This is a genomic window from Williamsia sp., from assembly GCF_016462415.1.
GTDB lineage: Bacteria > Actinomycetota > Actinomycetes > Mycobacteriales > Mycobacteriaceae > Williamsia_A.
Genome location: NZ_JAEMTF010000002.1, coordinates 31,743 through 56,006 on the forward strand (window position 1 = coordinate 31,743; position 24,264 = coordinate 56,006).

Annotated in this window: 26 protein-coding genes; 5 read left to right on the forward strand and 21 right to left on the reverse strand. The window is 68.3% G+C overall.

What is annotated here, in order from left to right; genetic code table 11:
* Positions 1-75 precede the first annotated feature (75 nt).
* Complete coding sequence (locus JHC79_RS00800) at positions 76-438, forward strand: lipopolysaccharide assembly LapA domain-containing protein (RefSeq protein ID WP_296387976.1); 363 nt, start codon at positions 76-78, stop codon at positions 436-438.
* A gap of 26 nt (positions 439-464) precedes the next feature.
* On the opposite strand, the gene JHC79_RS00805 is transcribed toward JHC79_RS00800, so the two are convergent.
* Positions 465-1,322 carry a LysR substrate-binding domain-containing protein gene (locus JHC79_RS00805; RefSeq protein ID WP_296387977.1) on the reverse strand — a complete coding sequence of 286 codons (858 nt, stop codon included), beginning with the start codon at positions 1,320-1,322 and terminating at the stop codon, positions 465-467.
* A 98-nt stretch (positions 1,323-1,420) separates the two neighbouring features.
* On the opposite strand from JHC79_RS00805, the gene JHC79_RS00810 reads away from it, so the two are divergent.
* On the forward strand, positions 1,421-2,368 hold the full coding sequence (locus JHC79_RS00810) for a DMT family transporter (protein WP_296387978.1): 948 nt from the start codon (positions 1,421-1,423) through the stop codon (positions 2,366-2,368).
* Here the strand turns inward: JHC79_RS00810 and JHC79_RS00815 are convergent.
* From JHC79_RS00815 to rpsB, 5 genes are all read right to left on the reverse strand, one after another.
* Positions 2,298-3,155 (reverse strand): phosphatidate cytidylyltransferase, encoded by an 858-nt coding sequence (locus JHC79_RS00815; RefSeq protein ID WP_296388034.1) that lies wholly within the window; start codon positions 3,153-3,155, stop codon positions 2,298-2,300. The two genes, JHC79_RS00810 and JHC79_RS00815, sit on opposite strands and share 71 nt — an antisense overlap.
* Positions 3,156-3,243: 88 nt before the next feature.
* Positions 3,244-3,801: a ribosome recycling factor gene (gene frr / locus JHC79_RS00820; RefSeq protein ID WP_253663463.1), complete on the reverse strand. Its 558-nt coding sequence runs from the start codon at positions 3,799-3,801 to the stop codon at positions 3,244-3,246.
* 13 nt (positions 3,802-3,814) lie between these two features.
* On the reverse strand, positions 3,815-4,558 hold the full coding sequence (pyrH, locus tag JHC79_RS00825) for a UMP kinase (RefSeq protein ID WP_296387979.1): 744 nt from the start codon (positions 4,556-4,558) through the stop codon (positions 3,815-3,817).
* 196 nt (positions 4,559-4,754) lie between these two features.
* Positions 4,755-5,579, reverse strand: a complete 825-nt coding sequence (gene tsf / locus JHC79_RS00830) for a translation elongation factor Ts (protein WP_296387980.1) — start codon at positions 5,577-5,579, stop codon at positions 4,755-4,757.
* Positions 5,580-5,778: 199 nt separating this feature from the next.
* Positions 5,779-6,654: a 30S ribosomal protein S2 gene (rpsB, locus tag JHC79_RS00835; RefSeq protein WP_296387981.1), complete on the reverse strand. Its 876-nt coding sequence runs from the start codon at positions 6,652-6,654 to the stop codon at positions 5,779-5,781.
* A gap of 370 nt (positions 6,655-7,024) precedes the next feature.
* On the opposite strand from rpsB, the gene JHC79_RS00840 reads away from it, so the two are divergent.
* Positions 7,025-7,483: a peptidoglycan DD-metalloendopeptidase family protein gene (locus JHC79_RS00840; RefSeq protein WP_296388035.1), complete on the forward strand. Its 459-nt coding sequence runs from the start codon at positions 7,025-7,027 to the stop codon at positions 7,481-7,483.
* 36 nt (positions 7,484-7,519) lie between these two features.
* On the opposite strand, the gene JHC79_RS00845 is transcribed toward JHC79_RS00840, so the two are convergent.
* The 9 genes from JHC79_RS00845 to JHC79_RS00885 all read right to left on the reverse strand — a co-directional run bounded on the left by JHC79_RS00845 (position 7,520) and on the right by JHC79_RS00885 (position 16,208).
* Entirely contained in the window at positions 7,520-8,419 is a 900-nt protein-coding gene (locus tag JHC79_RS00845) for a tyrosine recombinase XerC (RefSeq protein ID WP_296387982.1), read from the reverse strand.
* 87 nt (positions 8,420-8,506) lie between these two features.
* On the reverse strand, positions 8,507-9,355 hold the full coding sequence (locus JHC79_RS00850; protein ID WP_296387983.1) for a siderophore-interacting protein: 849 nt from the start codon (positions 9,353-9,355) through the stop codon (positions 8,507-8,509).
* A gap of 52 nt (positions 9,356-9,407) precedes the next feature.
* Positions 9,408-10,688: a saccharopine dehydrogenase C-terminal domain-containing protein gene (locus JHC79_RS00855; protein WP_296387984.1), complete on the reverse strand. Its 1,281-nt coding sequence runs from the start codon at positions 10,686-10,688 to the stop codon at positions 9,408-9,410.
* A gap of 41 nt (positions 10,689-10,729) precedes the next feature.
* Positions 10,730-11,242 carry a hypothetical protein gene (locus JHC79_RS00860; protein WP_296387985.1) on the reverse strand — a complete coding sequence of 171 codons (513 nt, stop codon included), beginning with the start codon at positions 11,240-11,242 and terminating at the stop codon, positions 10,730-10,732.
* A 71-nt stretch (positions 11,243-11,313) separates the two neighbouring features.
* The gene (gene dprA, locus JHC79_RS00865; protein ID WP_296387986.1) at positions 11,314-12,444 is read right to left on the reverse strand and encodes a DNA-processing protein DprA; all 1,131 of its coding nucleotides are present in this window, start codon (positions 12,442-12,444) and stop codon (positions 11,314-11,316) included.
* Positions 12,441-13,952, reverse strand: coding sequence for a YifB family Mg chelatase-like AAA ATPase (locus tag JHC79_RS00870; protein ID WP_296387987.1), 1,512 nt, complete (start codon positions 13,950-13,952; stop codon positions 12,441-12,443). Before JHC79_RS00870 ends, dprA begins: the two co-directional genes overlap by 4 nt.
* Positions 13,952-14,329: a YraN family protein gene (locus tag JHC79_RS00875; RefSeq protein WP_296387988.1), complete on the reverse strand. Its 378-nt coding sequence runs from the start codon at positions 14,327-14,329 to the stop codon at positions 13,952-13,954. The genes JHC79_RS00870 and JHC79_RS00875 overlap by 1 nt, the downstream gene beginning before the upstream one ends.
* A 119-nt stretch (positions 14,330-14,448) precedes the next feature.
* Positions 14,449-15,408, reverse strand: coding sequence for a glycosyltransferase (locus tag JHC79_RS00880; RefSeq protein WP_296387989.1), 960 nt, complete (start codon positions 15,406-15,408; stop codon positions 14,449-14,451).
* Entirely contained in the window at positions 15,375-16,208 is an 834-nt protein-coding gene (locus JHC79_RS00885) for an alpha/beta hydrolase family protein (protein WP_296388036.1), read from the reverse strand. Before JHC79_RS00885 ends, JHC79_RS00880 begins: the two co-directional genes overlap by 34 nt.
* 627 nt (positions 16,209-16,835) lie before the next feature.
* On the opposite strand from JHC79_RS00885, the gene JHC79_RS00890 reads away from it, so the two are divergent.
* Positions 16,836-18,257, forward strand: coding sequence for a condensation domain-containing protein (locus tag JHC79_RS00890; RefSeq protein WP_296387990.1), 1,422 nt, complete (start codon positions 16,836-16,838; stop codon positions 18,255-18,257).
* A 9-nt stretch (positions 18,258-18,266) separates the two neighbouring features.
* Positions 18,267-20,159, forward strand: a complete 1,893-nt coding sequence (locus JHC79_RS00895; protein ID WP_296387991.1) for a DHA2 family efflux MFS transporter permease subunit — start codon at positions 18,267-18,269, stop codon at positions 20,157-20,159.
* Between the two features lie 17 nt (positions 20,160-20,176).
* Here JHC79_RS00895 and JHC79_RS00900 read toward each other — a convergent pair whose 3' ends face one another.
* From JHC79_RS00900 to trmD, 6 genes are all read right to left on the reverse strand, one after another.
* Entirely contained in the window at positions 20,177-20,500 is a 324-nt protein-coding gene (locus tag JHC79_RS00900) for a DUF2469 domain-containing protein (protein ID WP_188492140.1), read from the reverse strand.
* A 10-nt stretch (positions 20,501-20,510) separates the two neighbouring features.
* Positions 20,511-21,221 (reverse strand): ribonuclease HII, encoded by a 711-nt coding sequence (locus tag JHC79_RS00905; protein WP_296387992.1) that lies wholly within the window; start codon positions 21,219-21,221, stop codon positions 20,511-20,513.
* 12 nt (positions 21,222-21,233) lie between these two features.
* The gene (lepB, locus tag JHC79_RS00910; protein ID WP_296387993.1) at positions 21,234-22,109 is read right to left on the reverse strand and encodes a signal peptidase I; all 876 of its coding nucleotides are present in this window, start codon (positions 22,107-22,109) and stop codon (positions 21,234-21,236) included.
* A 72-nt stretch (positions 22,110-22,181) separates the two neighbouring features.
* The gene (gene rplS, locus JHC79_RS00915; RefSeq protein WP_296387994.1) at positions 22,182-22,523 is read right to left on the reverse strand and encodes a 50S ribosomal protein L19; all 342 of its coding nucleotides are present in this window, start codon (positions 22,521-22,523) and stop codon (positions 22,182-22,184) included.
* A 77-nt stretch (positions 22,524-22,600) separates the two neighbouring features.
* Positions 22,601-23,533 (reverse strand): hypothetical protein, encoded by a 933-nt coding sequence (locus JHC79_RS00920; RefSeq protein ID WP_296387995.1) that lies wholly within the window; start codon positions 23,531-23,533, stop codon positions 22,601-22,603.
* Positions 23,534-23,542: 9 nt separating this feature from the next.
* Positions 23,543-24,244 carry a tRNA (guanosine(37)-N1)-methyltransferase TrmD gene (gene trmD, locus JHC79_RS00925; protein WP_296388037.1) on the reverse strand — a complete coding sequence of 234 codons (702 nt, stop codon included), beginning with the start codon at positions 24,242-24,244 and terminating at the stop codon, positions 23,543-23,545.
* Between the last annotated feature and the right edge of the window lie 20 nt (positions 24,245-24,264).

The window sequence follows — 24,264 nt, forward strand, 5'->3', positions numbered from 1 at the left end:
GACGGAAATCCAATCGACCCCCGACGCGCGAGGAATCGTTCCCACCGCGGGCGTCGGATCGACGATGATGTGTCCATGACGAACCAAGAACCCGTGGCGGGCAGGGATCCACAGCCGATCGATTCCAGCGGCTCCACCGACGCGGGGCTCCCCGCGGCCGATCACCGCGACTCGGTCAAGCAGGCCCTCAGCGACGTGCAGCACACGCGCACCAAATCGGCATGGGTGGGCGTGATCGTCGGGGCGATCATCCTGATCCTGCTGCTGGTCTTCATCCTGCAGAACCTCGACAGCCGGTCGATCCAGTTGTTCTTCTGGGAGGTCAACCTCCCCCAGGGGGTGAGTCTGCTGATCGCGGCGATCGCGGGCGCGTTGATCACCGCGGTGGTCGGCGGAGCACGTATGTTCCAGATCCGTCGAGCGGTGCGCAAGGCCTGACCCGCGCGGGTGGGCCGGGCCTGCGGTCAGGCGTGGGCCACGGTCCGCCGACCGGCGATGTCGGCGACCGCCGATCGCGCGGCGTCCGAGATCGCCTCGGAGACAGACGCACCCGTTCGGACACGCAAGGTGAACGGCGGCGGTTCCGGCAGATCGAGGACAAGCCGCATCCCGTCGGGCACGCCGTCGATCACCGGCAGCAGGGTGACTCCCAGGCCGGCCCGGACCGCCGCGGTCACCCCGGCGAGGTCCTGGCTCTCGGCCACCACGCGCCAGCCGATCCCGGCGGCGCGCAGCGTCTCGACCGACGGCGTGCGCAGCGCGCACGGGTCGTCGAACAGGATCACCGGGAGTTCCCCATCGGTCGACACGGCGAGATCGGCGGCGGCGAACCATCGCACCGGGATCACCGGGGCATCGTCCTCGACCCCGATGAGGTCGAGGAACACGGCGATGTCGACGCTGCCGTCCTCAAGACCGGCGAGCACCCGCGCGCTGCGGTCCACCCGGAAATGCACACGGCTGTCGGGCAGGCGCTCACGCAGTAGCCGGGTCAGGGCAGGGATGAGCCGGTCGGCCGCGTGTTCGGTGGTGGCCACCGACACCGTCTCACTCGACTGCACCGACACCGCGCGCAGCGCGGTGTCATGCGCGGTGAGAATCGCGTCGGCATGGACGAGCAGGACCTCCCCGGCCCGCGTGAACGCCATGCTGCGCCCGCGCCGTTCCACGAGCGCCGCACCGGTCGCGGTCTCGAGCCGCCGGACGTGCTGACTCACCGCCGACTGCGTGAGGTGCAGTGCCTGCGCCGCCCGGTGGAAACCGCCGCAGCGGGCCACCGCCACGAGGCTGCGCAGCGGGACGATGTCGAGGGTCGCACTCATGACGATCACGATACCGCGCAAACGATCAGCGTATGCGATCGATCACGATCACCGATCGTTGTTGGACAAGCACTCGGGTTGTTTGCCAGGCTCAGAGCATGCGGATCTCGCCTGCGCTCGGCGCCTCGATCATCATGCTGTGGTCGTTCGGCTATCCCCTGGGCGCGTTGGGCATCACCGCGATGTCGCCGATGCTCCTGCTCACCTTCCGGTTCGTGCTGTCGGCGCTGCTCATGGGCGGGGCGGCCGCGATCGCCCACGCCCGGTTCCCCCGGGGACGCCTGCTCGCCCACGTGGCGATCGCCGGGCTGCTCACTCAGGGGGTGCAGTTCGGCTGCCTGTACGTCGGGCTCGAACTCGGCGTGCCGTCGGTGATCGCGGCCCTGCTGATCGCCCTCAACCCGGTGGTGACGGCAGTACTGGCCCGTCCGATCCTCGGCGCGCACCTCGGACGTCGTCAGATCCTGGGTCTGGCCGTCGGAGTGGCCGCGGTGGTCGCCGCGTGCGCGCAACGCATCATCACGACCGGCCCGCTCGATGCCGGGGTCGCGCTGACCCTGATCGCCGTCCTCGGTCTGTCCCTGGGTGGTCTCTACCAGCAGCGTTTCTGCGCCGGCGTCGACGTGCGCAGCGCCAACGCCGTCCAACTGGGTGTCGCGGCGGTGCCGGTGGCGATCGTTGCGGCGGCGACACCGGAAGCGATCACCGATCCGCTACGGGCCGCGTGGGTGATCCCGGTGATGGTGCTGTTCTCGTCCGCGCTGTGCACGACCCTGTACATGCGGGCGGTCAATCAGGCGGGGGCGGCGCAGGCCGCGATGCTGTTCACGGTCATCCCGTCGGTCGCCGCGGTGATGGCGTGGGGAATGCTCGGACAGCGCCCGGACGTCGGCGTCTACATCGGTCTCGTACTCGGCGCGACGGCGCTCGTCATCGGCCGCGCGGTCCCCCGGTCGGCGCCCGACGAGGAATCGATCAGAGCAGAGCGCCCAGGATCGCCCACACCACGAACGCACACGGCAGGATCGAGTCGAGTCGGTCCATGATGCCGCCGTGGCCGGGCAGCAGAGTGCCCATGTCCTTGATGCCGAGGTCCCGCTTGACCTGCGATTCGACGAGGTCGCCGAGGGTCGCGCAGATGACCAGAACGGGTCCGAGGACGAGGCCGATCCACCAGTGGGCGTCGACCAGGTAGGCGACCACGAGGACGGCGCCGACGGTGCCGAAGACCAGCGAGCCGGCCATTCCCTCCCAGGATTTCTTGGGGCTGATGGCGGGGACCATCGGATGGCGGCCGAAGAGCACACCTGCGGCGTACCCGCCCACGTCGGAGCACACGACGACGATCATGAGGGTGAGCACGCGCGCCCACCCGTGGCTCTGCAGCACCATCATGATCGCGAACGACGCGAGCAGCGGTAGCCACGCGAGCACGAGGACGGTCACCGCGAGATCGCGGAGATAGTTCACCGGCGGGTCGGTGATGCCCCGCGACAACAACTTCCAGATCATCGCGACGAGCACCGTGGCCACGAACGACACCAGCGCGCCGTCGGTGCCGTACGGCCAGCTGGTCCACATGATCGCCTGGCCGCCGACGAGCAGGGGGATCACGCCGACGTCGTACCCACCGGCGCGCAGCCGCTTGATGACCTCCCACATGGCGACGGCGATCGACACCGCGACCACGCCGATCCAGACCTTCGGGATGAACACCAGGACGAGGATGACCCCGACGCCCAGCGACCCTCCGACCGCGATCGCGGCCGGGAGGTCACGGCCGGCGCGCGATCGCTTGGGCTCCGGAGCCGCGACATCACCGCCGGTCGTCACCGGGGGTGACGACGGCGTGCCTGCCGTCGGGTCCGTGTCCGTCACTGGTCGGTCCTGTCTGTCCATTCGTATCGAGTCGCCCGGGGTCTCACACCTCGAGGAGCTCGCCCTCCTTGTGCTTGACGAGTTCGTCGATCTGATGAACGTAGCCCGCAGTGGTCTTGTCGAGATCCTTCTCGGCGCGACCGACCTCGTCCTCGCCCGCCTCACCGTCCTTCTGGATCCGCTTGAGCTCGTCGACGGCCTTGCGGCGGACGTTGCGGATCGAGATCTTGGCGTCCTCGCCCTTCGACTTCACCTGCTTGACCAGCTCACGTCGACGCTCCTCGGTGAGCTGCGGGATCGAGACCCGGATGATGTTGCCGTCGTTGGTCGGGTTGACGCCGAGGTCGGAGTTGCGGATGGCGGTCTCGATGTCGTTGAGCGTGCCCGCCTCGTACGGCTTGATGATGACCATGCGCGGCTCGGGGGTGCTGATCGACGAGACCTGGGTGATCGGTGTCGTCGCCCCGTAGTAGTCGATGACGATGCGGTTGAACATCGAGGGGTTCGCTCGGCCGGTGCGGATCCCGCCCATGTCGTCCTTGGCGACGCTGACCGCCTTCTCCATCTTTTCCTCGGCGTCGAACAATGCTTCGTCGATCACGACTTCTCCTCCATCACGTGGTCACCAGGGTTCCGATTTTCTCACCCGCGACCGCTCGGGCGATGTTGCCCTCCACCAGGAGGTTGAACACCAGCATCGGCATCTTGTTGTCCATACAGAGGCTGAAGGCGGTGGAATCGGCCACGGCCAGCCCCTTCTCGATCACCTCGCGGTGGCTGATCTCGCGGTAGAGGGTCGCGTTCGGGTCGATGCGGGGGTCGGCCGAGTAGACGCCGTCGACGCCCTTGGCCATCAGCACGGCCTCGGCCTTGATCTCCAGAGCACGCTGCGCGGCGGTGGTGTCGGTGGAGAAGTACGGCATACCCATGCCCGCGCCGAAGATGACCACGCGCCCCTTCTCGAGGTGGCGCTGTGCACGCAGCGGGATGTACGGCTCGGCGACCTGCCCCATGGTGATGGCGGTCTGCACGCGTGTGACGATGCCCAACTTCTCCAGGAAGTCCTGCAGCGCAAGGCAGTTCATCACGGTGCCGAGCATGCCCATGTAGTCCGAGCGGGACCGCTCGAGACCGCGCTGCTGCAGTTCGGCACCGCGGAAGAAGTTGCCGCCGCCGATGACCACCGCGATCTCGACGCCCGTGCGCACGACCTCGGCGATCTGCGCGGCGACGGTGGCCACGACGTCGGGGTCGAGTCCGACCTTGCCGCCACCGAACATCTCGCCACCCAGTTTGAGAACAACCCGGCGAAAGCCCGGACGGTCACCGGTCGATTCCGGGTCACCCACTTCGCTCACTTCGACACCTTTCCTTGTCCTCGCGTCTGCCCCACGCCGGAGCGAGAGAGGAGGTTCGCCCTCGGTGATCCTATGCGGTGCCGGCGGTGGCGATCACAATCGCCGGTGTCCCTCGGCGCGTGATCGGCGATCGCGGCCGGACACAAACAACCCCGGCGAGCGACATCATGCTCACCGGGGTTGTCAGTGGGTGCGATCAGGCCTGGCCGACCTCGAAGCGGGTGAAGGCCACGACCGTGACGCCTGCGGCGTCGAGCACGGACTTCACCGTCTTCTTCGAATCCTGCACCGACGCCTGGTCGATGAGGACGACGTCCTTGTAGTAGCCGGTCACACGACCCTCGACGATCTTGGTGAGAGCCTGTTCGGGCTTGCCCTCCTCGCGAGCGGTCTGCTCGGCGATGCGCCGCTCGCTCTCGATGACGTCGGCGGGGACCTCATCGCGCGTTGCGTACTTCGCCTTGAGCGCGGCGACCTGCATGGCGGCACCGCGAGCGGCCTCGGCCGCCTCGGGACCGTCACCGGTGTAGGACACCAGCACGCCCACTGCGGGCGGCAGGTCCGAGGCGCGCTTGTGCAGGTAGCTCGCGACCGGTCCGTCGTAGGACACGACGCGACGGAGTTCGAGCTTCTCGCCGATCTTGGCCGAGAGCTCCGCGACGGCGTCGGCGACGGTCTTGTCGTCGAGCTTCGCGGCCCCGAGCGCCTCGAGGTCGGAGGTCTTCTGCTCGGCGGCCGCGGTGACGATGCGGTCGGCGAGGTTCTGGAACTCCTCGTTCTTGGCGACGAAGTCGGTCTCGCAGTTGATCTCGATCATGACGCCGTCGCGGGTGGCCACGAGGCCCTCCGCGGTGGACCGCTCGGCACGCTTGCCGACGTCCTTGGCGCCCTTGATGCGGAGCTGCTCGACGGCCTTGTCGAAATCGCCGTCGTTGTCGGCCAGCGCGTTCTTGCAGTCGAGCATGCCCGAGCCGGTCAGTTCGCGGAGCCGCTTCACGTCAGCGGCGGTGTAGTTCGCCATCGGTGGCGAGCCTCCTTAGATCTCGGTGGGCGATGGACCGCGCGGGTGAACGCGCGGACACATCGCCGTGTCGGATGTCGCGGGCGGCGGTGTGCGGACGCCTCGCGAGTCGAGTCCGGGCGCACGCGCCGCCGAGGTGGTCACCTCGGCGACGTCGTCCGCGTCGATGACGACGAGCAGGTGGGCTCGTCGACTGTGGTCAGGCCTGCGGGGCCGCCGGTGCCTCGGTCGCGGTGGCCGGAGCCTCCGCGGGTGCGGCGTCGGCAGCCGGAGCGGCAGCCTCGGTACCGGTGGGGGCGGTGGCCTGCGTGAGCAGTTCCTGCTCCCACTCCGCCAGCGGCTCGCCGGCGCCCGCCTCGGGCTTGGAGTCGCTGTCGGTGTTCGACCCGGCACGTGCTTGGACGCCCTCGGCCACGGCCGAGGCGACCACGCGGGTCAGCAGCGCAGCGCTGCGGATCGCGTCGTCGTTGCCCGGGATCGGGTAGTCGACCAGGTCGGGATCGCAGTTGGTGTCCAGGATCGCGATGACCGGGATGTTCAGCTTGCGGGCCTCACCAACAGCAATGTGCTCCTTGTTGGTGTCCACGATCCAAACGGCAGATGGCACACGGGCCATGTCTCGGATACCACCGAGGGTGCGGTCGAGCTTGGTCATCTCACGCGTGAGCATGAGGATTTCCTTCTTGGTCCGACCCTCGAAGCCACCGGTCTGCTCCATGGTCTCGAGCTCCTTGAGGCGCTGGAGACGCTTGTGGACGGTGGAGAAGTTGGTGAGCATGCCACCGAGCCAGCGCTGGTTCACATACGGCATGCCGACGCGCAGCGCCTCGGATGCGATGGACTCCTGCGCCTGCTTCTTGGTGCCGACGAAGAGGACGGTGCCGCCGTGGGCGACGGTCTCCTTGACGAACTCGTAGGCCTTGTCGATGTAGGTCAGCGTCTGCTGCAGATCGATGATGTAGATGCCGTTGCGATCGGTGAAGATGAATCGCTTCATCTTGGGATTCCAACGACGGGTCTGATGCCCGAAATGAGCGCCGCTGTCGAGCAGCTGCTTCATGGTCACGACTGCCATGTGTGTGTTCTCTCCTGTGTGCAGTTTCTCGTCGATCGCAGGTGCGACCGACCCTGACGCCTGACGCCGACCAGAACCCGGGCTCGTACGAGTTCGGGACCGCCTGGTCGGTGGCACCGCTGCGGTCCCCGATGACGAGGTGCAGACGGTTTCGCAGGCGTGCGAAGTCACTCCACCCACCGGGTGAAGCGCATCGGCCAGTCTACGCACGTCGACGGGTGCAGGCGAAATCCGTCACGACGGGACGGAACCACGTGGTCACCGGGCACGTCTGAGCATCGTGGACAGGCGTCGGGACGGGAGGTTCCGGGGGCTCGCGACCCGTCTGGCCGCGGCATCGACGGTGGCGGGGCTCGTCGCGACCGGCCTCGTGGCATCCGACAGCGCGGCGGCCACCGGTGAGTACGGCTGGCCGTTGGTGCCGCGGCCGTCGGTGGCGCGCGGTTTCGACCCACCCGAACAGCGGTGGATGTCGGGTCATCGCGGGGTCGACCTGACGTCCGCCGCCGAGGCGGTGGTCCGGTCGGCGGGCGACGGGGTCGTCAACTTCGCCGGCGAGGTCGCCGGGAAGCAGGTGGTGTCGGTGCGCCATCCCGACGGCGTCCTCACCACCTACGAACCAGTCGAGCCGCTCGTCGCCGCGGGTGCGCCGGTGGCGCGCGGAGATGCGTTGGGGATCCTGGTCACGGGCCACGCGGGCTGCGCGGGTGTGTGTCTGCACTGGGGTGCGCGGCGCGGAGCCGGATCCGGTGCCCGATATCTCGATCCCCTGGCGCTCCTCGGGGTCGTCCGTGTCCGCCTCAAACCCCTCCAGCCCGGCGACGCCTGACCGTGTCGGGCCCTCGTTCGTCCCGGGTGGGCTCGGTCAGGCGCGCGGATGCGCCTGTCGATGCACCGCACGGAGGCGTTCGACACCGACATGGGTGTAGAGCTGCGTGGTCGCCAACGAGGAGTGCCCCAGCAACTCCTGGACGACGCGCAGGTCCGCCCCACCCTCGAGCAGGTGGGTCGCTGCGGAGTGACGCAGACCGTGAGGGCCCAGATCGGGCGCCCCCTCGACCGACCGTGTCGCGGCGTGCACGACACTGCGCGCCATCCGCGGATCGAGTCGGCCGCCCTTCGCTCCCAGCAGGAGTGCCGCACCGGATCGCGGGGTCGCGAGCGCGGGCCGCCCGATGCGCAGCCATCTGTCCAGGGCCTGCGCCGCCGGGACACCGAACGGAACCGTCCGCTCCTTGTCCCCCTTGCCGATGACGCGCAGGACACGGCGGCTGTCGTCGACGTCCCCGACATCGAGCCCGCACAGCTCGCCGACTCGAATCCCGGTGGCGTACAACAGTTCGACGATGACCCGATCGCGGGTCGCCACGGGTTCGTCGCTGGTCGAGCGCACCGGGTCGTCGGTGACCCGGCGCGCCTGGTCGGCGGTCAGCACCGGCGGAAGGGTGCGGTGCGCTCGCGGGGCCTGCAGGCGGATCGACACGTCCGAACCCAGCAGGCCCTCGCGTGCGGCCCAGGCGCAGAAGGTCTTCACCGACGACACCTGCCGGGCGATGGTCGTGCGGGCGGCGCCGCGGCGCGTCGACTCCCCCAGCCAGGCGCGCAGCAGGGCGAGGTCGATGTCGGCGATCGCACACCTGCGGACACCGGCAAAGGAGATCAATGCACGGACATCCCCCACATAGGCACGGATGGTGTGCTCGCTGCTCCCGCGCTCGTAGCGCAGGAAGTCCTCGAACTCACCGAGCCGGGTGGATGTCGTCACGTCGTCACCTCACGTCGAGAACGTCGACATCGCAAGCGCACCGCGCACTCCGTGACCAAAGCGTGCCCGAAGGCGGGAGAGGTCGTCCTACAGCGCGCTGCCCGCTCGTTCTTCTTCCTTGCGCAATTCGGCTTTCCACTGACGGAAGCCGTCCTCGGTACGTCCGCGACGCCAGTACCCCGAGATCGACGCGTTCCTGGCCGAGACACCGCGCTCCTTGCGGACGTAGCGCCGCAGGTTGTGCATGACCGCCTGTGCCTCACCGTGGATGAAGACCTGCGGCTCGCCGTCGAGCCACTCCGCCGCGCGCACGGCCGCGATGACCGGCGCGTTGTCGCCGGCCACGGCGTCGTCGGCCTCGTCCGATCCGGCGCCACGGTGGATCCAGGTGATGTCCGCACCCGACGGCGCCGTCAGCGCCAACTCGTCCTCGGGGCCGGCGACCTCGATGAACACCTTTGCGATCGCGGTGTCGGGCAACGCTTCCAGAGCCGACGCGAGTGCGGGCAGGCCCGCCTCGTCGGAGGCCATCAGGTGCCAGGGCGCGCCGGGATCGGGGCGGTATCCGCTGCCCGGCCCGTTGAACCGTACGACGTCGCCGGGCTGGGCGGACGCAGCCCACGGACCGGCGATGCCGGACGTCCCGTGAACCACGAAATCGACTGCGATCTCCTCGCGTTCGGCATCGACCGAGCGCACCGTGTACGTGCGCACGGCGGGCTGGTCATCCGGCGCGAACTCGCTGCGGATGCGATCGAGGTCGAACGGTTCGGGGTAGTCGACGCCCGGTCGTCCGAAGATGATCTTGATGTAGGAATCGGTGTCGTCGCTCGCGTCGAAGTCGGCGAACCCGGATCCGCCGAGGTAGACGCGCACCATGTGCGCGGTGATCCACTCGGTACTTGTGACGACCATCGTGGTGAGCTTCCTGGCCACAGGTGTTTCTCCTTGCTGTCGTTCACGAGCGTACACGCCAGCATAGGGCACCCTAAGTTGCAGCCGGCGTCTCCTCGCGCAGACCCCACGGTTGCCCGAAACCGCCGTCGGCCTCGGGGCGCGCCATCAGGTCGAGGAACGGACCGGCCGGGAATGCCTCCGGACCGAGGACCCCGGCGCCGGTCCACGTCCCGGTGGCCAGGAGTTCCAGCGCGACTACGGGTCCGAGGGCGGTCTGCCACACGACGCACTGGGTGCCGTACTCGCGCATGGTCCATTCGTTGTCGCTGACGTGGTAGAGGTACACCGCCCGGGGCGCGCCGTCCTTGGTGCCGGTCACGTACATGCCGGCACACGTCTTGCCGGTCATGATCGGTCCGATGGTCGCGGGATCCGGAAGCGCGGCGGCCACCACATCCCGCGGTGAGACCGACACCGGACCGTCGGCCGACCGGACCCGGATCGGCGCGGTGGAGTCGAGTCCCAGCGTGTGCAGGGTCTTGAGGACCCCGATGAACTCGGCGCCGAGGCCGTATTTGAACGTCACCCGCTGCGCGTCGAGCCAGCGTGGCATGAGCAGCACCTCTTCGTGTTCGACGTTCACGCACTCGACCTCGCCGATGCCGTCCGGGAAGTCAAAGACCTCGGGCTCGGAGAACGGCGGGGTGGTGAACCATCCGCGGCCGGACTCCCAGATCACCGGCGGGTTCAGACACTCTTCGATCGTGGTCCAGATGCTGAACGAGGGTGCGAACATCTCGTTCCCGGACTCGTCGCGAACGACGAGGTCCGCGCCGTCCCGCGTCCCGAGCTCGTCGACGGTGTCGAACAGTTCGTCACAGGCGTACCGGGCGAACACATCCGACAACCCCGGCTCCACCCCCATGCCGACGAGCGCGAGCCGACCCGACGACTCCCACTCGTCGTGCGCGGCGAACTGCTGCTCCCCCAGCATCACGCCGGTCTGCGCGTAGGGATCGGTGGGGTGCGGCGAGCTGAGGCTCATCGCCATGTCGAGGTAATCGGCCCCGGCCGCGAACGCGCCGGCGAACACCGTTGGTACGAACGACGGTTCGACGGCGTTCATCACGTGGGTGGCCCGGTGTTCGCGCGCCAACGCGGTCACCGCGTCGGCGTCCGACGCGTCGATCTGCGCGGCGAGGAAACGCCGCGCGGACTCCGCGCCGGTGCGCTCGGCGATCGCGGCGACCGTCCGCTCGGCGCGCGCGGGGTCGAAGTCCGCCACCACACAGAGTTCGAAGAAGTCGCGGCGGGCGGCAATTTTCGCGATGGCGTCGCCGACACCACCGGCACCGATCAGCAGGATTCGCATCTCGCACAGCCTAGTCAGCGCATCCGCCTCAGGCGTCGGTTCTAGAGCACCGGCCCGGAGCGCCCGCTCGCCCACACCGCAGCGGTGTTCAGATAGGCATCGTCGAGCATCACACCGGTCGCGAACTCGCGCACCACGGTCTCGCCGCGCGCGGTGCGCACGATGAGAAAGTGACCGACGAGCTCACCCGGATCAGCCAGTCCGGCGACGACGACGTGGTGTCGGAAGTCGCGGACGATGCCCGCGAGCTCGCTGAGTTCCACGCTGATCCGTCCGACGAAACCGTCCGGCGAGTCGATGTCCGGCACGACCCATCCGCCGATCGGCAGGAGCGCCACGAGCACCGCATCTCGAGGGGTGTTGCGCAGGATCTCGAGGTCGGAGTCCCGTGGAAGCGTCGGCTCGTCCGAGGATGACGCTGCGATCGACATCAACGCGGCGAAGCCGTCGATCGCCTCGTCACGGGTCAGCGTCCCGGCGTCGAGGTCGGTCCAGAACACCTCGAACGCGGCGTGTGCCGCGGCGTCGAGCGGGCCGCCCTCGGATGCCACCATCGCCTCGCCCTCCTCCCCGCGTACATCGACGATGCACCGCGATGCCTCGACGGTATCGGTGACGCCCGACATCAGCGCGCCGGAAGGCGCCAGCCCGATCCGTCGGAGGCGACCAACCCGTAGGTCTCCAGCATCGCCAAGGCGGGTCGGGTCCGTGACACCTCGATGCCCGCGGCGAAGGCGATCTCGGCGATGGTCGCCGACCCGCGACCGGGGATGGCGTCGCGTACCCGGGCCTGGACGTCGTCGAGTACTCGCTCGTCCGGGCGACGGGTGACGGCTCCGGTGTCGGTACCGTCCGGGGAGATCAGACGTTCGACGTCATCGGCGTCCATGACCAGCTGGGCCTGTCCGTCGCGGATCATGCGGTGGCACCCCAGCGACGTCGCCGACGTGACGGGGCCCGGGACCGCTCCGACCGGGACGCCGGCCTTGACCGCCCACGCCGCGGTGCTCAACGACCCGCTCCGGCGGCCCGCCTCGACGACCACGACCGCCTTCGACAGGGCGGCGACCAACCGGTTGCGGGTGAGGAACCGGTGACGGGCGGCAGAGGTGCCCGGTGCGTACTCGCTCACCACCACCCCGGTGCGAACGATCTCGGCGAACAGCCGTTCGTGGCCGCTCGGGTAGTCGATGTCGAAACCACACGCCAGGACTGCAACCGTCGCACCGTCGGACGCCAGCGTGGCGCGATGCGCGCTGCCGTCGATCCCGTAGGCGCCGCCGGACACGACGCCGCGTCCGGCGGCCGCCAGCCCCGAGGCCAGTCGCGATGTGACGTGCTCGCCGTACTGCGACGACGCCCGGGATCCGACGATGGCGGCGGCGCGATCGACGATGGTGTCGAGGCGACCGCGGCCTCGTACCCACAGCGCCATGGGTGGGCCACCGCGCGATGCCGTGGTCGACAGGGTGAGAGCGTGCAGCGCCCAGCCCGGCCACTCCTCGTCCTCGGGCGTGATCAGCCGACCGTCCATCCGCGCTGCGGTCTCGAGATCGCCTCGTGCACCGTCGTATCCGGATCTCGCGGCCGTTGCACGCAGCACGTCATGGTGACCGTCGGGGACTCGCCGGGTCGACACCGCCCGGGCGGCCTCCCGGACACCGACCGCCTCGATCAGCCGGACCACCGAAGTCGACGGGGGCTCGGCCACCGCGGAGAGATATGCCCACGCCAGGGTGTCCTGGTGGTCGCTCATGCGTATCCCCGATCACGGAACAACAACGCCTGCGCCACCTCGTCCTCGGTCGGTGACACCCCGCCGCGCAGGTCGGTCAGCGTCCACGCCAACCGCAGGGCTCGGTCGGCGCCCCGGGCGGTGACCCGGCCGTCGCGGAGGAACAATTCGACCGGCCGCGTCACCGCCGCGGGGAGCCGGAACTGTTGGCGCAGGGCCGAACCCGGCACCTCGCTGTTCGTCTGCCAGCCGCGCGCCCCCCACCGCTCCCGGGCGGCCTCCCGTGCGACCGACACCCGAGCCCGGACATCGGCGCTGCTCTCGCCGGACGGGTTCATCAGTGCGGCGTTGCCGGGTGGGTCCATCCGGACGCGGATGTCGACGCGGTCCATCAGCGGACCCGACAGCTTGCCCAGATAGCGCCGTCGGACCTGCGCCGAACACACGCAGTCGACGTCGTTGGCCGGGGCACACGGGCACGGGTTGGCCGAGAGGATGAGCTGGAACCGCGCCGGCATCACCGCGACCCCGTCCCGGCGCATGACGCGGGTCTCGCCGTCCTCGAGCGGGGTGCGCAGCGACTCCAACGCCTTGACGCCGAGTTCGGCACACTCGTCGAGGAACAGGACGCCGCGGTGTGCGCGGGAGGCCGCACCGGGCCGGGCCATCCCGGTACCGCCACCGACCAGCGCCGTCGACGACGCCGAGTGATGCGGCGCGATGAACGGCGGCTCGGTCACCAACGGCCGCCCCGCGGGCAGCGTCCCGGCGATCGAGTGGATCGCGGTGACCTCCAACGACTCCAGCTCGGTCAACGGCGGCAGGATCCCCGGCAACCGACGCGCCAACATCGTCTTGCCGATCCCCGGCGGACCGGTCATGAACAGGTGATGTGCTCCCGCTGCAGCGATCTCGAGGGCGTAGCGCGCCTCCTCCTGCCCCACCACATCGGCCAGATCGGGCACCGGCGCCGACACCACCGCACCCGCCTCGTCACCGACGGTGTCGAGCACCCGCTCACCGGCCAACCACCCCAACACATCCGACAGATGCCCGGCCCCACCCACATCGATCCCCGACACCAACGCCGCCTCGGCGACGTTCGCCAACGGCACCACCACATGGGTGAACCCCGCCCGCCGCGCCGCGACCACCGCAGGCAACACCCCACGCACTCTCCGGATCCGGCCGTCGAGCGCCAACTCCCCGATGAACACCGTCTTCTCCAGGTGATGCGTCGGCACCAGGTCCTTGGCCGCCAACACCGCCAACGCCAGCGCCACATCGTAATTCGACCCCGACTTCGGCAACGTGGCCGGCGACAGACTCAACGTGATCCGACCATCGGGCCACTTCTTGCCACTGTTGGTGATCGCCGCCCGGACCCGATCCTTCGACTCCTTGAGCGACGCATCGGCCAGACCCACCAGCTGCACACCCGGCAACCCCTGGCCGATGAACGCCTCGATCTCCACCATCACGCCCTCGACCCCGCTGATCGCGACCGAGCGCACACACCCCAGCGACATCAGAACACCCCACGCAGGTGACGAACGTCCGGCGTACCGGCCGAATCGATCTGCACAGCAATGACATCGAATCGGATGACCGGCCACCCGCGCTCCTGCTCGGCCAACCACAACCCGGCCAGACGACGCAGACGGCGATACTTCTCGTACGTCACCGCCTCGGCCGGATCGGCGTACAACGACCCCGTGCGCGTCTTCACCTCGACGATCACCAGATCGGCCCCGTCGACCGCGATCACATCGATCTCGCCGTACCGACACCGCCAATTGCGTTCCAGTACCGACCAACCCGCACCGGACAGATACTCGACCGCGACATCCTCGCCACGCTGCCCGATCACCTGACGCCGATTGCGCCCCCGCTTCGCTGTAGCCACCGATCAACCATGACCGCACCCACCGACCACACCGACGCGACGACGACCGTCACGACACCGATCTGCGGAGGCGCGCCGATCTGTGGAAGAACCGGTCCGCCGCGCACGCGGATCGCACCTCAGCGCACGGTCAGGTTGACCGTCGACATCGGCGGCAGATCACGCAGGGTGGGATGTGCCCGATGGGCCTCGAACCCACCCTCGACCGCACGGTAGGAGGTCAGGGGCGCACCCGAATCGACGACTCCGGACCGGTCCATCAGCGTCGCCACGATCTGCCTGCCGATGGGGCCCAACTCGGTCAGCGCCGGATCACTTTCCTGCGCCTCACCCAGCCCGACCTGCGCGATCGAGTCGATCCCCCGCGTCTGCAACGCGTCGAGGAGGATACCGATGTCGGCAGACGGACCGGGCGCGATCGACAGTGCTGTCAGGAGTGCACGCGACGCGGCGAACTCGCGTCCGAGCGGGGACACGACGCCGGTCAGCTGTGGTCGTAGCGATGCCAGGAGTGGACGGATCAACAGCTCGGTGAGCCGGCCGTCGCCGTTGTCCACCTCGCCGAGCCGTGGCGCGGATCGCCGCCGGAAGCCCTTGACCAGCGAGACCCCCTCGTCGGTGAGCAGTGGTCCGGTCAGCGCGGCCACCGAGGTGCCCAGTCGCGGGTCGACGAACACCACGATGTCGCCGTCGATGACCTCGAGCGATCGCCAGATGGCCTCTCCACGGCCCGACCGGTCACCGGCATCGCGGGCGGTACACGTCTCGACCCGGACCCCGCATGACTCCGCCCGGTCGATGGTGGCGTCGGTCGAACCGGCGTCCACCACGACCACGTCGTCGACGAGTGTGCCCACCAGCGGGAGGAGGCCGTGCAGCGCATCGACGACGACATCGGCGTGATCACGTGTGGGCACGACGACCGACACCGATCGATCGACCTTGGCGGCGATCAGGTCGGGCACCGACCACTCGGGGTGGGCCCATGTCCGGGCGGCGAGACGGTCGGCAGCAGCGAGCCCGTCGCCGGTCGCGCCGCCGGGGGTCACCGGTTCAGCGCCGCCGCGAACATCGGCCACGAGTTGTGCAGGTCGTCCTGCCAGTAGGGCCAACTATGGGTTCCGGGGTAGTTGAGCCGGAAGGTCGCCGGGATCTTCAGCGAGCGCAGACGGGTCTGCATCCGCTGGGTGCAGTAATTCGTCGCGCTCTCGATGACCGCACCGGCCGCGATCCGCTCGGCGAGGGCCGTCACATCGCCCTTGATACCGGGTGCGTTGATGTTGTCGTACTGCCCGGGGACCCCGGTACCCGCGGCCACGTAGATGGCCTTGCCGCGCAGCTTCTCCGCGTTGACGTACGGGTCCTTGCGCACCCATTCGGGGTCGTTCGACGGTCCCCACATGTTCAGCGTGTTGCCGCCACCGCGGGCGACCGTCAGCTTCACGAACGCCTGCCCGACGGGGTCACTGGTCATCGCGCATCCGCTGTACGCGCCGATCCCCTGGTAGAGGTCGGGGGCGTCGAGCGACAGCTGGAACACCGAGGTGCCCGCCATCGAGATGCCGGCGATGGCGTTGCGCCCACTGCCCTTGTAGGCCGCGTCCATCAGCGGCGGCAGTTCCTTCGTGAGGTAGGTCGACCACTTGAGATGACCGAGCTTGGGATCATCGCGACGCCAATCGGTGAAGTAGCTCGCCACCCCGCCCACCGGCACCACGAGGTTGACGTTCTTGTCGGCGAAGAACTTGATGACGTCGGTCTGGTCGAACCAGCTGCTGCCGTTGTATCCGCCGGCGGCACCGTTGAGCAGGTAGAGCGTCGGCGACGTCGCGGCGTCCACCCGCGACGGGAGGACCTTCACCAGCATCTCCGCTTTCATGGCGGGCGATTGGACGTAGACGTCGCGGACGCCGTCGGCCTGCGCCACGGTCCGGGTGATGGTCGCTCCACCGATCGACAGCGGTTCCGCCGTCGCGGGCGCCACCAGCATCGGCGTGGTCGCCACGACCGCCATCGCCAGTGCGCCCAGAGTCGACGCGCTCACCCATCGACGACCTCGTCGTCGCACACCCGCAGAGAGAAAACCCCTCACCCCGGAAATCCTCCCCGTGAAAGTCGGCACGCCCTCGCGGCCTGACTGACGCCACAATAGTTGACGTGGATCACACCGAACGACCACGCCGCGGCGCGCTGGCCCGGACCACAGTCAGCGTCCGAACCGTATGGGACACATCACAGAAGCAGCTCGGATGTCACCTGTCACGACGCGCATCGGTTGCCGCTGTGAACCACCCACGGTACCCTCGGTAACTATCGCGCGGATGGGGAACCGTGCGAGTATTCAAGGCGGACACAGCTTCTCGCATTCGCTCGTCATCAACGATCGCTGATGTTTTCGGATGCACATCGACTCGTGATACAACCAGTGAGCCTCATCACGGGGCGGTGCGGGGAGCGATCACACCACGTGATGCACGGCCAGGGGTTCGCGAGGGGAGAAAACATCATGATCAACTTCGGTTTGATCGACGAGTGGGAGCCGTCTCCGGGCAGGGTCACCAGCTGGGTCGCGTCGCTGGCGTCCGTCGCCGCAGCAGGGCACGCCCCCACCCACCCCGTTGGTCCCTCCTACCAGCAAGAAGCCTATCTTCGGGCCGCCCAGCGCCACGAGGACGCCGGGTTCCGATTCGGTCGTCTGTGCCTCCTCGCCTTCGAGATCCAGGGTCAACTCGACGTCGATGCGATGACCCGGGCGATCAACGTCTTCCTCCGTCGCCATGACACCTTTCTCAGCTGGTTCTCGATGGACGACGACGTCATCACGCGCCACGTCGTCGATCCGAGCATCGTCGATTTCGTCCCCACCGACTCCGCCTACATCGCCAGCAGCCAGGACATCCGCGAGCACGTGGAGGCACAGACCCCCGGCCCGTTCAACTGGGACTGCTTCACCCTGGGCACCATCGAGCACGACGGGAAGTTCGTCGTCTACCTCGCCGCGGACCACCTCAACTCCGACGGCATCTCGCAGGCCCTGTCGTGTGTCGACCTGATGTCTGCCTACCAGCGCGAGATCTCCACCGAGGCACCGGAACTCATGCCTGTCGGCAGTTACATCGACTTCTGCCGCCGCGAGCGCGACATCTCGGCCGAACTCAGCCTCGACACACCGCAGGTCCGTAAGTGGATCGATCTGCTCGAGGAGAACGACGGCACGCTCCCCCACTTCCCGCTCGACCTCGGGTTGTCGACCGCGGACTACAACCGCAGCGCGTTCACCACGGTCGACCTGATGACCCCGGAGCAGGCCGAGCGTGTCGACGCCGCCTGCCACCGCAACGGTGCCGGGTTCGCGGCCGGCGTCCTGGCCATCGCCGGACTGGTCAGCCACGAGTTCACCAACCGCACCAAGTACTTCGGCTTCACCCCGAAGAACACCCGGTCGACGGCGAGCGAGTTCGCGTCCGTCGGCTGGTTCACCAACCTCATCCCGGTGTGCGTCGACATCACCGACGGCTCCAGCTTCACCTCGATCGTGGGGGCCACACAGGAGTCGTTCAACGAGGGCAAGACCATGTCGGAGGTGTCGCTGCACCGCGTGCTGGAGCTGGTGCCGGAGGACTCGGCCATCAGCGTCCCGGCCGGTTGGTCGGTTCCGATGGTCAGCTACCTCGACGTGCGCAAACTCCCCGGCGGCGACATGTTCGACAAGGTCAACTTCTCCGTGTTCGGCAACCGCGGCAGCTCCGAGGAGGTGTTCATCTGGGTGAACCGCTTCCCCGAGGGCACCAAGATGAGCTTCCTCTACCCGCGTACCGACGAGGCCGAGACGTCGATCAAGCTCTACGTCGACCGCATGCTCGAGATCTTCTCAACCATCGCAGCGACCGGTGACTACGTTCCCTCGGTGGCCGTGCTCGCGAAGTAACGGTTGCTGATGGCCGGCCGTCATTCGACGTTCTCGACAGACGAGACCGCTCCGATCTTTCTGCCGGCCTTCGCCGACGGCGACACCCGCCCCATCGACCATCGAGCCGTTCGCGCCCTCGGCGCACTCGACGGCATGTCCTTCGCCGATCCGGCGGGCACCGCGGAGCCCTCGACACGCAGCTGGCTGGCCCTGAGTGCCTGTCTGATCGCGGTCTTCATGCAGATGGTCGACACGACCATCGTCAACATCGCGCTCCCGAGTCTGTCCACCGATCTCGGCGCGACGTCGTCGAACCAGCTGCTGGTGCTGACGGTGTACACCCTGGCGTTCGCGTGCACCCTGATGACGGCGTCGCGTCTGGGTGAGCTCTGGGGTCGGCGCAGGGTCTTCCTCGGCGCCCTGATCGGCTTCACGGTGACCTCGGTCCTCTGCGGGACCGCAACCGGGGCAACCGAGTTGATCGTCCTACGTGGTCTGCAGGGGGTGTCGGCCGCCTGCGCGTCGGCGCAGACCATCGCGATCATCTCGGCGATGTTCCCGCGTTCGCGCCACGGCGCGGTGTTCGGGCTCTACGGGGCGACGGCGGGCATCGCCGCCATGCTGGGCCCCGTGCTGGGCGGCGCACTGATCTCGGGCGACGTGCTCGGCCTCGGGTGGCGCGCCATCTTCCTGGTCAACCTGCCGCTGGGGGTGCTCGCGTGCGCGATGGCCTTCCGATTCCTGCCGTCGGTCCGTTCCACCGAACACGAGCCGCTCGACCTGGCGGGAGCGATCCTGTCCTCGGCGGGATTGTTCGCCCTGATCTATCCACTGGCGGTCGGCCGGGAGCAGGGGTGGCCCACCTGGCTGCTGGGCCTGCTGGCGCTGTCCATCGTCCTGCTGATCACGTTCGTGGCCTACGAGCGTCGACTGTTGCGACGCGGCGGCAACCCGCTGCTGCGGTTGGACCTGTTCTCGAACCGGGCTTTCGCCGTCGGCGCGACGCTGTCGCTGCTGTTCTTCGGGGTGTTCGCCGCCTTCTTCTTCGCGGTGTCGATCACGACGCAGTTCGGGCTGGGCTACTCCGCCCTGCGCACCGGATTGATCACCCTGCCCTTCGCCGTCGGCGCGGCGATCGGGTCGCTGACCTCGCCGTTTCTGGTCAACCGGATCGGCGCCCGCACCCTTGCGGTCGGGATGGTCCTGTTCGCGGTGTCGGTCGGGTGGGTCGCACTGCTCATCGATCCGTCGGCCCGCACGCTCGACGTGGCCTCGGTGCTGGTCCCGTTGGCGATCGGCGGTGTCGGGACCGGCCTGTTCGTGGCGCCGCTGCAGGCCACGATCCTGTCCGGTACCTCGAAGGCCACCGTGGGATCGGCCTCGGGCTCCATCCCGACCGTCCAACAGGTGGGCGCGTCGATCGGCCTGGCCGTGATCGGCATCTTCTTCTTCAATCAGGTGGCCAACCAGTCGGTTCCCGCGGTGCGTGATGGCAGCCAGGTCCTGACGCAGCGGTTGACGACGACCGAGGTACCGGGCTCGGTACAGGAGTTCGTCGTCGACGAGTTCACCCGCTGCGCCCGCGAACAGTTGGCCTCGGCGCGGCCCGAGGTGGTCCCGCCGGGGTGTGCGGCCACCGGCTCCGCACCGGGGAGCGGGTCCGACATGCGCTCGACGATCGCCCGTCAGGCCGCGCCGGCGATCCGCGAGGCCGGCCGCGACGTCGCCGCCCACTCGTTCCTGGGGGCATTCGTGGTCATCATGTGGACGATCGCCGCCACCGCGCTCGGACTGGCCCTGCTGAGTCTCGGGCTGCGCAAGCACCCAGCCGAGATGGCCACGGCCTCAGAGGAGATCCCGGTCGTGGGTGACGACGATCCGCCGGAATTCTCGACGGGACGGCATCGACTTCGCGCCTGACGTCGCCGGGAGCGCGATCAGTCGGGCAGCGCGCCGTCCTCGGGGAGCCGCAGTTCGGACTTCTCGAGCTCTTCGATGTTGACGTCCTTGAACGTGATGACCCGAACCTGTTTGACGAACCGGGCCGGGCGATACATGTCCCATACCCAGGCGTCGGACATCCGGAGCTCGAAGTACACCTCGCCGTCGGCGTTGCGCGGAACCATCTCGACGGAGTTCGCGAGGTAGAAGCGCCGTTCGGTCTCCACGACATAGGTGAACTGGCCGACCACGTCCTTGTACTCGCGGTACAGGGAGAGTTCCATCTCGGTCTCGTACTTCTCGAGATCCTCAGCACTCATGGGCACCAGCCTAATGGTGTCGCGACGCCGGGTTCGCAGCGGATGCGTCGTGAGCGACGGTGCCGGCGACGGGGCGTGCCCGCTCGCGAACGTTGCGGTAGGACATCCGATGCTGTGGCGACGGACCGAGTCGATCGAGGGCCGACATGTGCAGCTCGGTGCTGTAGCCCTTGTGGATGTCGAAGGAGTAACCGGGCAGCTCACGTTCCATCTCGACCATGATCCGGTCGCGTGTGACCTTGGCCAGGATGCTGGCGGCGGCGATGCAGGCCGCGGCGCCGTCTCCCCCGATGACCGGCAACGACGGCACGGTCAGACCGGGCACGACGAACCCGTCCGACAGTACGTAGCCGGGCGGGACGGTCAGCGTCGCGACGGCACGGCGCATCCCCTCGATGTTGGCGACGTGGATGCCGATCCGATCGACCTCGGCCGCGTCGATGACGACCACGCTGCAGCTCAATGCGTGCTTGACGACCGAACGGTAGAGCTTCTCCCGGACGGCCGGGCTGAGTTTCTTCGAGTCGTCGAGGTCGGCCAGCGACACCAACTGCGTCGGTTTGAGCACACACGCGGCGACCACGAGCGGGCCGGCGCAGGCGCCGCGACCGGCCTCGTCGACACCGGCGACCGGACCGAGTCCGCTGTTGTGCAGCGCGAACTCGTAGGTGCGCAGACTCGCCGCCCGCCTGATCGGCGAACGGGGTGGCCACCGACTCATCGCCGCACCCCGCTACTTCTGCGGGTTGTCGGAGCCGACACCACCTATGCGCGAGAACGGATAGATGATGAATCGGACCTTGCCGCGGATGTCGGAGATCGGGACCGTGCCACGGAGCTCGTCGGTGATGTGGAAGCGCGAGTCCGCCGAGTTGCCGCGGTTGTCGCCCATCACCCAGACGTTGCCCTTGGGGATCGTGATGGGACCGAAGTCCGCGCCGAGGCAACTGTTGAGCGTCGAGCCGTCCTGCTCGTCGACCAACCCGGGGTTGATGGTCGTGTCCTGTTGTTGCAGAGCACGATCCACGTACGGCTCGGTCAGTGGTTTGCCGTTGACGGTGACACCGACCTTGTCGGCGTTGCGACACTGCACGGTCTGGCCGCCGACGGCGACGACGCGTTTGACCAGATCGTTCTCGTCGGGCGGGGCGAACCCGAACCAGGACAGGCCGTCCTGGAGTCCGCGGACGATCGTGTTCGACGACCGCGGAGACGTCCACCCCTCGTCCCACGACGAGGTGGGGCCTTTGAACACCACGACGTCGCCGGGCTCGGGATCGCCGAAACGGTAGGACAGCTTGTCGATCACGATGCGGTCGTTGGTGCACCCGGCGCATCCGTGCAGCGTGTTCTCCATCGACTCCGACGGGATCACGTACTGACGACCGATGAAGGTCTGCAGGATCCAGGTCAGGACGAGAACGCTGATGACGATGATGACGGTCTCGCGCAGCACCGAGCGCTTCTTGGCCGGTGTCGCATCCCTTCGAGACCGCCACGGGCGACTCGACGAGGGCTGGGCATCGGACTCGCGAAAGTCGTTGCGATCAGTGCGATCGGCGCCGAGCTCGTCGTCGGTCGGGCTGCCGTGGCGGGGGGTATCGGGCACGCCGCTCAGCCTAGTGGACTGTGCGGGAGACCCGGTCGGACCGGTCGACGACCGGCCCGACGAACGCTGATGTCAGCGCTTTTCCTTGATCTTCGCGGCCTTGCCACGCAGATCGCGGAGGTAGTAGAGCTTGGCGCGACGCACGTCACCGCGGGTGACGACATCGACCTTGGCCAGGGTGGGGCTGTGCACCGGGAAGGTGCGCTCCACGCCGACGCCGAACGAGACCTTGCGGACGGTGAACGTCTCCTGCAGGCCACCACCCTGGCGACGGATGACGACACCCTTGAAGACCTGGACGCGCTCCTTGGAGCCCTCGATGACCTTGACGTGGACGTCGAGGGTGTCGCCGGGCCGGAAGTCGGGGATGTCGTCGCGCATCGACTGCTTGTCGAGGAAGTCCAAGGTGTTCATCAGGTGGTCCAATCATGGGCGTTCACTGGGAACAGAGGAACCTGGCGGCCGCGTGAACGGTTCGACCGGTTCGTGCTCTAGTCGTGTGGATCGCCGGAACGGGGGCTCGACATGGTCGAGCGACCCTCGAACGGCAACCCGACCATTGTGCCAGAGCGACCCCGCCGGGACGAAATCGAGGACGCGGGATCAGGCGCCGGAGCTGCGTGGACGACGTCGTCGAGGACAGATTCGGCCTCGACGATCGCCCGCGGCACATCGGGGCGGCCCGCCATCAGGTCCTGGAGGTAGATCTTCGCCCGGATGGGTGGGCGACGCAGCTTCCGCTCGCGGTTCATCGCCCGCGCCATCCGTGTGGGACGCCGCGTGTAGCGCCATCGGGCCCACGGTGATCCCGGCCGGGCCAATCGGATCGCTCCGACCACGAGCAGCGGCCAGGCGAAGATCCCGATCAGACCGGTCCAGATCTTGCCCTTGAGCAGGACGATCGCCGCAAGCCCCAGGCTCGCCGCGGCGACAACGAGTTCCACGACGATCTCGGCCACGCTGGCGTCGGCGGCGAAGATGGAGGTCTGGAACAGCTCCAGCGGACGGAAACCGAGCAACACCATTCCGGTGGCGCCGAGGACCGCCCACACCGCGTCCACCGAGGCCCGCCCCTCCTCGGCCCAGTACACATCGCGCAGGTAGAAGATCAGCGCGAACTCGTCGAGGACGAGTGCCGCCCCCACCCCGAACAAGCAGGCCAGCACCGACGCGGTCGTCTGCGACCCGGTGAGCGAGACCGCGATCAGGGCCACGCCGGAGACGAGCACGAGCACCACGCCGAACACCATGTGGTGGACGTGGGTCTCCCCCGTGCTCATGTTGCCGAACCACCACCGGACCTGAGCGCGGATGAGGCGCACGCTAATGCGGGTACAGACGAACCCGACGATGAACCCGATGAAGAACAGGAACAGTGGGAGCCGGCCACCGTCGACGATGTCGTGCGTGAACCAGTGATGCACGGTGTCAGGCTAGTCCGGTTCGACCGGGTCGCCGGTCCTCAGCAGGTCGGGCCGACGCTCCCTGGTGCGGCGCAGTGACTCCTCGCGTCGCCAGGCCTCGATCTTCGCGTGGTCGCCGCTGCGCAGGACGGCGGGTACGGCGAGTCCGCGCCACACCTCGGGTCGGGTGTAGCTCGGTCCCTCGAGGAGGCCGTCGGAGAACGAATCCTGTTGGTGCGAGGCGGCGTTGCCGAGTACCCCGTCGATGAGTCGGACGGTGGCCTCGACCATCGCGATGGTCGCGACCTCGCCGCCGATGAGGACGAAGTCACCGATGGACACCTCGAGCACGCGTGTCCGCCTCGCGACGTCGTCGACGACCCGTTGGTCGATGCCCTCGTAGCGTCCACACGCGAACACCAGGTGGTGTTCGCGGCTGAAGTCCTCGGCCATGGCCTGGGTGAACGGGACGCCTGCCGGGGTGGGGACGACGAGCAGGGCGTCGTCGGGACAGACCTCGTCGAGGCACGGACCCCACACCTCGGGCTTCATGACCATGCCGGGGCCGCCACCGTAGGGCGAGTCGTCCACGCCGCGGTGCACGTCATGGGTCCAGTCGCGCAGGTCGTGGACGTCGACGGAGATGATGCCCCGGTCGATGGCACGCCCGAGCAACGCCGCTCGCAGGGGGGTGAGGTACTCGGGGAAGATCGAGACGACGTCGATGCGCAGCGTCGGCGCCGTGTCGGACG

What these genes read in the sequence shown, in the direction of transcription:
- JHC79_RS00800 (WP_296387976.1), top strand. Translation starts at nt 76, where the DNA reads ATGACGAACCAAGAACCCGTGGCGGGCAGGGATCCACAGCCGATCGAT.
- JHC79_RS00805 (WP_296387977.1), bottom strand. Translation starts at nt 1,322, where the DNA reads ATGAGTGCGACCCTCGACATCGTCCCGCTGCGCAGCCTCGTGGCGGTG.
- JHC79_RS00810 (WP_296387978.1), top strand. Translation starts at nt 1,421, where the DNA reads ATGCGGATCTCGCCTGCGCTCGGCGCCTCGATCATCATGCTGTGGTCG.
- tsf (WP_296387980.1), bottom strand. Translation starts at nt 5,579, where the DNA reads ATGGCGAACTACACCGCCGCTGACGTGAAGCGGCTCCGCGAACTGACC.
- rpsB (WP_296387981.1), bottom strand. Translation starts at nt 6,654, where the DNA reads ATGGCAGTCGTGACCATGAAGCAGCTGCTCGACAGCGGCGCTCATTTC.
- JHC79_RS00855 (WP_296387984.1), bottom strand. Translation starts at nt 10,688, where the DNA reads ATGCGAATCCTGCTGATCGGTGCCGGTGGTGTCGGCGACGCCATCGCG.
- JHC79_RS00860 (WP_296387985.1), bottom strand. Translation starts at nt 11,242, where the DNA reads ATGGTGGCATCCGAGGGCGGCCCGCTCGACGCCGCGGCACACGCCGCG.
- dprA (WP_296387986.1), bottom strand. Translation starts at nt 12,444, where the DNA reads ATGAGCGACCACCAGGACACCCTGGCGTGGGCATATCTCTCCGCGGTG.
- JHC79_RS00870 (WP_296387987.1), bottom strand. Translation starts at nt 13,952, where the DNA reads ATGTCGCTGGGGTGTGTGCGCTCGGTCGCGATCAGCGGGGTCGAGGGC.
- JHC79_RS00885 (WP_296388036.1), bottom strand. Translation starts at nt 16,208, where the DNA reads ATGAAAGCGGAGATGCTGGTGAAGGTCCTCCCGTCGCGGGTGGACGCC.
- JHC79_RS00890 (WP_296387990.1), top strand. Translation starts at nt 16,836, where the DNA reads ATGATCAACTTCGGTTTGATCGACGAGTGGGAGCCGTCTCCGGGCAGG.
- JHC79_RS00895 (WP_296387991.1), top strand. Translation starts at nt 18,267, where the DNA reads ATGGCCGGCCGTCATTCGACGTTCTCGACAGACGAGACCGCTCCGATC.
- JHC79_RS00900 (WP_188492140.1), bottom strand. Translation starts at nt 20,500, where the DNA reads ATGAGTGCTGAGGATCTCGAGAAGTACGAGACCGAGATGGAACTCTCC.
- JHC79_RS00905 (WP_296387992.1), bottom strand. Translation starts at nt 21,221, where the DNA reads ATGAGTCGGTGGCCACCCCGTTCGCCGATCAGGCGGGCGGCGAGTCTG.
- rplS (WP_296387994.1), bottom strand. Translation starts at nt 22,523, where the DNA reads ATGAACACCTTGGACTTCCTCGACAAGCAGTCGATGCGCGACGACATC.